Genomic DNA, 1,076 nt, shown 5'->3' with positions numbered 1-1,076 from the left:
ACGAAGGGCGCCAAGCTCTCGGTGCCGGTCGGCTCGGCCGTCGTCGCCAAGGCGCTCCAGCGCGTGATCGACAGCACCCCGCAGAGGATCATCGACAAGGCCGGCGGCCTGCCCGAGATCGGCGCGCGCATCTTCCGCGCGCTCGACCTCGATGCGGATTCCACCGCCGCGAAGGTGCTGGAGCCGGCCCTGGGCAACCTCGGCCTCACCGCCAAGTAGGGCGCCGCACACGGCACCGGGCGGGCCACGGCCCGTCCGACGCTCCGGAGAGATCATGAACCAGTCGCGTAGACCGCAGCGAGGGACCGGGGATGACCGACCGAGAGTGCCCGTCGAGGATCTTGGCGAGGGCATGCGCTCCTGCATGCGCCTGCCCGAACGCAGTCTCGGCGAGGATCAGCTGGGACGCCTCCGTCACGAGACCCGGAACGACCCGATCCATCTCGGCGAGGACGGACAGGTCGTGGCGTTCCCGCCCCACCTGCGGCGCCTCTTCGCTAGCATGAGCCCTGCGGACGTGGAGCGCTTCGAGAAGCTGATCGCGCTCGACCCGAAAACGATCGCCTGGATCGCGGAGAAGAACAGCCGGGAGCTCACCCAACTCGACGGGGCCGTGGAGTTCATCACGTCGTCCCGCACTGCGGCCCGCGTGCTGATGTGGGTCTGCGGCGTGGCGGTGACCTTCGTGGGCGGCGTCGTGGCGCTGACCAAGAACGGCATCGACTTCTTCGCGATCATTCGGGGAGCCAAGGGATGAGCCTGCGCATCTTCGGCTACGCCTGCCTCGGTGTGATCTGTTCGGCGATCCTGGGACTGGCCGGCGCGTTCGCCTACTTCGCCGCCGATCGGCGCATTCCGGTCGACGTCATCAAGACCGAGGTCCTGACCCCCATCGTGCGTCCGGGCGGCAAGCTCGTCGTCCGCCAGACGCTGAACTACACCCGGGAGTGCCGTGGGCACGTCGACCGCGTGCTCTACGACAGCAGCACGCATCGCAAGTTCCTGGCGGACGTGGACTACGAGCGCCCGCCCCGCGGCCTGGGCGAGTTCGTCGTCACCTTCGTCGAGGACGTGCC

Annotated in this window: 2 protein-coding genes and 1 pseudogene; all 3 read left to right on the top strand. The window is 68.8% G+C overall.

Annotation, left to right across the window (positions count from 1 at the left end; all coding sequences use genetic code 11):
- A pseudogene (locus MKK54_RS12225) lies at nucleotides 1-219 on the top strand (hypothetical protein); the annotation flags it as partial.
- A gap of 133 nt (nucleotides 220-352) precedes the next feature.
- Nucleotides 353-757 carry a hypothetical protein gene (locus tag MKK54_RS12220; protein WP_244011206.1) on the top strand — a complete coding sequence of 135 codons (405 nt, stop codon included), beginning with the start codon at nucleotides 353-355 and terminating at the stop codon, nucleotides 755-757.
- Nucleotides 754-1,076: hypothetical protein (locus tag MKK54_RS12215; protein ID WP_244011205.1), on the top strand; the 323-nt coding region annotated here is incomplete at its 3' end. The genes MKK54_RS12220 and MKK54_RS12215, both read left to right, overlap by 4 nt.

The organism is Methylobacterium sp. J-068 (assembly GCF_022829445.1).
GTDB lineage: Bacteria > Pseudomonadota > Alphaproteobacteria > Rhizobiales > Beijerinckiaceae > Methylobacterium.
Note: the sequence above shows the minus strand (reverse complement) of the source record. Positions and strands in the feature narration are given on the sequence as shown.

What these genes read in the sequence shown, in the direction of transcription:
- MKK54_RS12220 (WP_244011206.1), top strand. Translation starts at nt 353, where the DNA reads ATGCGCTCCTGCATGCGCCTGCCCGAACGCAGTCTCGGCGAGGATCAG.